The sequence below is a fragment of the uncultured Intestinimonas sp. genome, assembly GCF_944387245.1.
Lineage (GTDB): Bacteria > Bacillota > Clostridia > Oscillospirales > Oscillospiraceae > Intestinimonas.
Genome location: NZ_CALXEE010000105.1, coordinates 1 through 5,657, shown reverse-complemented (window position 1 = coordinate 5,657; position 5,657 = coordinate 1). Strand labels below are relative to the sequence as shown.

The following is a 5,657-nucleotide window of genomic DNA, read 5'->3' as shown; positions in this document are numbered from 1 at the left end:
AAAATAGCGGATTTTTGGTCCGAGTGGCGGGATTTGAACCCACGGCCTCTTGGACCCGAACCAAGCGCGATACCAAGCTTCGCCACACCCGGAAATGTGTTACCGAGTATTTATTATAGTGGTTTCCAAGCGTAATGTCAAGTATGGTTTTATCCATTTCACAGCGGTGCGAAATTTATGTTGTAGGAGGGCAAAGGTGATGATATAATAATCTATCGTCACATTTCTTTCATTTTTCTATCCAAGAACTGGAGGAGATCTGCCCTATGTGTGGAATCGTTGGATATATCGGCAGGGAAGAGGCGGCGCCCATCCTGCTGGACGGCCTGGAGCGGCTGGAGTACCGCGGCTATGACTCGGCGGGCCTGGCGGTCTATTCTGAAACAGATGGTCTGAAAGTAGTCAAGTCAAAGGGAAGACTGAAGGTACTCTCCGATATTGTGGAGGGCGGCAAAGCCATCCACGGCACCGTGGGATTGGGACACACCCGCTGGGCCACCCACGGCGAGCCCTCCGACATCAACTCCCATCCTCAGGTCAGTACCTCCGGGCGCATCGCCGTGGTCCATAACGGCATCATTGAAAACTATGCCCGAATCAAGGAGTTCCTGGAGTCTAAGGGTGTTACCTTTGTGTCCCAGACCGACACCGAGGTGGTGGCCCAGCTTCTGGAGTACTACTATCGGGGCGACATCATGGAGGCTGTCACCAAGGTGCTTCACCGCATCGAGGGCGCCTACGCTCTGGGCATCATCTGTGCCGACTGCCCCGACCGCCTCATCGCCGCTCGGAAGGACAGCCCTCTGATCCTGGGCCTGGGGGAGGGTTTCCACTTCCTGGCCAGCGATGTCACCGCCGTCATCAAGTACACCCGGGACGTCTACTACCTGGACGACGGGGAGATCGCCGTCCTCACCCGGGACGGCATCCAAGTCTACAACCACCCCTACCTCCAGCCAGTGCAGAAGGAGCTCCACCACGTGGACTGGGAGATCTCCGCCGCCGAGAAGGGGGGGTATGAGCACTTCATGGCCAAGGAGATCATGGAGCAGCCCAAGGCTTTCCGGGACACCGTCTTCCCCCGCATCCAGAACGGACGGGTGGTGCTGGACGAACTGGAGATCACCAGCGAGCAGCTCCAGGCCATGGACAAGATTTATATCATCGCCTGCGGTTCTTCCTACCATGTGGGCATGGTGGCCAAGTATATCATGGAGCGCATCCTGCGCAAGCCGGTGGAGGTCACCCTGGCCTCGGAGTTCCGCTACTGCGACCCTCTGGTGAGTGAGCACACCTTGTGCATCGTCATCAGCCAGTCCGGTGAGACCATCGACACCCTGGCCGCCATGCGGGAGGCCAAACGCCTTGGGGCGCGTGTGCTGTCCATCGTAAATGTGGTGGGCTCCACCATTGCCCGGGAGTCGGACGACGTGCTCTACACCTGGGCCGGCCCGGAGATCGCCGTGGCCACCACCAAGGCCTACTCTACTCAGCTGGCGGTGATCTATCTCATCACGCTTCGGTTTGCCGAGCTCCTGGGTACGGTGAGCGAGGAGATTTATCAGGAGATCGTAGCCGAGCTCCTCACCATCCCCACTAAAATGGAGGAGGTGCTGGCCCACCGGGAGGCCATCCAGTATTATGCCTCCATCTACTTCAACCACGAGTCCATCTTTTTCATCGGCCGGAACATCGACTACGCCATCGGTCTGGAGGGCTCCCTAAAGTTGAAGGAGATCTCCTACATCCACTCCGAGGCCTACGCCGCCGGCGAGCTCAAGCACGGCACCATTTCTCTCATTGAAGATGGTACGCTGGTAGTGGCTCTGGCCAGTCGGGTGCAGCTCTTTGACAAGCTCATAAGCAACGTGGTGGAGGTAAAGTCCCGGGGCGCCGATGTGCTGGGCCTCACCGTGGTCTCCAAGGCTAAGGAGATGGAGCGGACGGCGGACCATGTGATCACCGTGCCGGACACCCACCCCATGCTGCTGCCCAGCCTGGACGTGATCCCTATGCAGCTGTTTGCTTACTATGTGGCCCTCATGCGGGGCTGCGATATCGATAAGCCCCGGAACCTGGCCAAGTCGGTGACGGTGGAATAAGGAGAATGCATTTGAAGAGACTGATCCCCCTGGTCCTGGCTCTGGCCCTGACCTTCACGCTGGCCGCCTGTGGAGAAAAAACCGCTGAGACCGGCACTGCCCCCACCGAAAGCGGCGCCGAACCGGTGACCATCCACTACGGCATCTCCAACGCCTGGGATGCCCTGATGCCTTACAACAGCGTTTCGGGCAGCAACTACGCCCGGATGATCTATGACAAGATCTATGACCGGCTGGCCTATATCCACGCCGACGGTACCCTGTCTCCCAGAGCGGCCAAGAGCTGGGAGGGAAGCGAGGACGGCTATACCGCACTCTTCCACCTGGACGAGAAGGCTGCCTTCCATGACGGAACGCCGGTGACGGCAGAGCACTGGGTGGAGACTTTCACCCTCATGACCGATCCTGCCTGCCCGGTGCTGGGCCGGGGGAACTTCTCGGTGTTCACGGGGACAGACGGGGACGGCTGTCGGGTAGAGGGGGAGACCTTCGGCGTGGAGGCCACAGACGGCTATACTCTGAAGCTTACCTTCAAGAGCCCCACCACGCCGGAGGACTTTTTGCTGGACAAGAACCGGGAGTTCTATGTGCTGCCCACCCATCTGCTGGAGGGTGCTGATCCGGAGTCGCTCATGGAGCTGGAACTCTGGAAAGCGCCAGTGGGCTCCGGGCCCTGCAAGTTTGTGGAGGAGCTGCCTGGCAGCCAGCTCACGTTGGTGGCAAACAAGAACTACCAGCTGGGCGTCCCCGGCTTTGACTACCTGGTCATGACGGTGATGGATAAGTCCAACCTCCTCACCGCTCTCATCGCCGGCGATTTGGATTATTACGCCATTGGCGGCAATGTGTCTGCCGAGGACGCCGTCCTGGCGGAGAGCAACGGTGTGACGGTGCTGGAGGGGACGGTGCCCAATACCTTCTTTGAGCTGATGCTCAACGGGGACAGCATTCCCGACGCCCGGGTCCGCCGGGCTATCGAGCTTGCCCTGGATAAGGAGCTGCTGTGTGAGCAGTCCACCCACGGCCTGGGCACGGTGGCGGGGAGCAGCATCAGCCCCGAGAGCCCCTACGCCGATGCTGCTGTGCCGGCGGGGGAGCGGGATGTGGAGGCGGCCAAGACCCTGTTGACTGAAGCAGGGTACGACGGCCGGAGCTACACCCTGGTGTGCACCTCCAACCGGTCCGGTCTGGCTGCCCTCATGCAGCAGAACCTGGCTGAGGCCGGGATCAACGTTACCATTGAGACGGTGGACTCGGCGGCCATGTTTGCCGGCATGTCTGAGGGCACCTACGACATGGGCATCGCCAGCCACACCCCCGGCGCGCTGCCCCTGTGGTTTACCGAGAGCCGTCTCTCCACCGCCAACAACCTCTTCCATGTGGCCGACCTGAGTCCCTATACCGACCATATCCAGGCCATCCGGGCGGAGGCCGATCCGGACGAGCGGCTGGCCTTGGTGGCCGGGCTGGATGAATACCTGGCCCAGGAGCGGCCCTTTATCCCCCTGTGGTTCGGCACCGCACTCCATGCCCAGTCGCCCACGGTGGCCAACATTGACTACCCCTCTGCCAGTTTCTCCAATGAGAATGTGTGGGAATGGGTAAAGGAATAAACATTTACAGCAATTAGAGAAAGACCTCCGTAAGGGGACCCCGGCTCCGGGGTCCCCTGTGCCCTGACCGGGCCGGAAGTGCAGGAGGAAGTGCAATGGCACAGTATATCCGCAGGCGGCTCATTACCGCCATCCCAGTTTTCTTCGGTATCACCATCCTGGTTTTTCTGCTGGTGGACCTTGCCCCGGGGGACCTGACGGACCTTATGGGGGAGGGCTCGACCAGCACCACGGAACAGACGGCCATGGAGGCCGCCTTTGGACTGGATCAGCCCCTGCCGGCCCGTTATGTCACGTGGCTGGCGGGGCTTTTCCGCGGCGATTTGGGCCGATCCTACCACTATGGGCAGGATGTGTCTGATCTCATCGCTCAGCGGATCGGACCCTCGCTCATCCTCACCGGCACCGGCGTGTTGCTGGCGGTGGCCATCGCCATTCCCCTGGGAGTACTGGCGGCCTGGAAGCCCAAGGGACTGTGGGACCGTCTGGCCCATCTCTTTACCATCTCCGGCTCGGCGGTGCCGGGCTTCTTCCTGGCCCTGGTAGCCATCTTCTTGTTTTCCGTCCGGCTGGGGTGGCTGCCTTCTTCCGGAATGTACCAGACGGCGGGCGGGGGAGACCTGGGCGATTTGCTCCGGCACCTGATCCTGCCTGCCGGGATCATCGGGGTGAGCAATGTGGGGAGCATCCTCCGCCAGACCCAGAGCGCCTGCCTGGAGGTCATGGGGGAGGACTACATCATGACCGCCCGGGCCAAGGGCCTGCGGGAGGGAGCCGTGGTGGTCCGCCACGCCCTGCGCAGCGCCCTCATCCCGGTGCTCACCAGCATTTTGACCCACATCCCCCACATCATCGGGGGCTCGGTGGTGGTGGAGCGGATCTTTGGCTGGCCCGGCATGGGCAGTCTTATGTTCTCTGCCGTCAGTGGCCGGGACTATAACGTGGTCATGGGAGTTGCGGTGGTCATGGCTCTGGCAGTGCTGCTGACCAGCCTGCTGCTGGATGTGGTCTACGGCTTCGTGGACCCGAGGGTGCGCTATGGGGGGCGGTAAGCGGGTGTGGCGCCGCCTGCTGACGGACCGGCGGGCGGTGGTCTGCATGGCCATTCTGGCCCTGGAGATCCTGAGCGTGCTGATTCTGCCACCCTTGCTGGGGCTGGAGCCGGATGTCACCGACCGGGCGGCCGGCTTCTGGGCGGCTCCGTCGGCGGAGCACTGGCTGGGTACTGATGATGTGGGCCGGGACGTGCTTGCCCGGCTCATTTGCGGGGGACGGATCTCTCTGTTGGTGGGCTTCGCCTCGGCGGCCATCAATCTGGCTGTGGGTGTCCCCCTGGGCCTGCTGGCCGGCTACCGCCGGGGAGCGTGGGAGTTCTGGATCATGCGTCTGGCCGATGTATTCCAGTCCTTTCCCAGTATCGTACTCATCCTGTGCCTGGTGACCCTAGTGGGGGCGTCGGTGCTCAACCTGGTGCTGGTCATCGGCCTGCTGGGCTGGCCGGGTATTGCACGGCTTGTCTACGGAAACGTGCTCTCGGTGCGGGAGAAGGAGTACATCCTGGCCGTCCGGGCCCTGGGCGCCCGGACGGGGACTATCCTGGCCCGCAACGTGCTGCCCAACGTGGTGGCACCGGTGTGGGCGGCCTTGGGCCAGCGGGTGGGGCGGGCCATTTTGTCTGAGTCTAGCCTCAGCTTTTTGGGGGTGGGCATCCGGGCGCCCCAGGCCTCCTGGGGCAACCTGATGCAGAGCGCAACCAGCTTGGCCGTCCTCACGGGACGGCCATGGGTGTGGCTGCCGCCGGGTCTCCTCATCATCCTGACGGTGGTCTGCCTCCAGATCCTAGGCAACGCCCTGCGAGACGCCATGGATCCCAGATGGGGTGCCAGAGGAAATTAAATAGAACAGCGGATTTCAAAAGCGTGCGGCGTTCAGCCGCACGCTT

The 5,657-nt window shown here is 61.9% G+C and carries 4 protein-coding genes and 1 tRNA gene; 4 read left to right on the top strand and 1 reads right to left on the bottom strand.

The genetic code is table 11. The annotated features are described in order from the left end of the window. Positions 1-15: 15 nt before the first annotated feature. Positions 16-92 (bottom strand) — tRNA-Pro (locus tag Q0K15_RS10380). A gap of 174 nt (positions 93-266) precedes the next feature. Between Q0K15_RS10380 and glmS the strand changes: the two genes are divergently transcribed. The 4 genes from glmS to Q0K15_RS10360 all read left to right on the top strand — a co-directional run bounded on the left by glmS (position 267) and on the right by Q0K15_RS10360 (position 5,611). Next, positions 267-2,102 carry a glutamine--fructose-6-phosphate transaminase (isomerizing) gene (gene glmS, locus Q0K15_RS10375; protein ID WP_294515778.1) on the top strand — a complete coding sequence of 612 codons (1,836 nt, stop codon included), beginning with the start codon at positions 267-269 and terminating at the stop codon, positions 2,100-2,102. A 5-nt stretch (positions 2,103-2,107) separates the two neighbouring features. Next, on the top strand, positions 2,108-3,715 hold the full coding sequence (locus Q0K15_RS10370; RefSeq protein WP_294515777.1) for a peptide ABC transporter substrate-binding protein: 1,608 nt from the start codon (positions 2,108-2,110) through the stop codon (positions 3,713-3,715). Positions 3,716-3,810: 95 nt separating this feature from the next. Next, positions 3,811-4,767, top strand: a complete 957-nt coding sequence (locus Q0K15_RS10365; RefSeq protein WP_294515776.1) for an ABC transporter permease — start codon at positions 3,811-3,813, stop codon at positions 4,765-4,767. Further along, on the top strand, positions 4,754-5,611 hold the full coding sequence (locus Q0K15_RS10360; RefSeq protein ID WP_294515775.1) for an ABC transporter permease: 858 nt from the start codon (positions 4,754-4,756) through the stop codon (positions 5,609-5,611). The genes Q0K15_RS10365 and Q0K15_RS10360 overlap by 14 nt, the downstream gene beginning before the upstream one ends. The last annotated feature ends 46 nt before the right edge of the window (positions 5,612-5,657 follow it).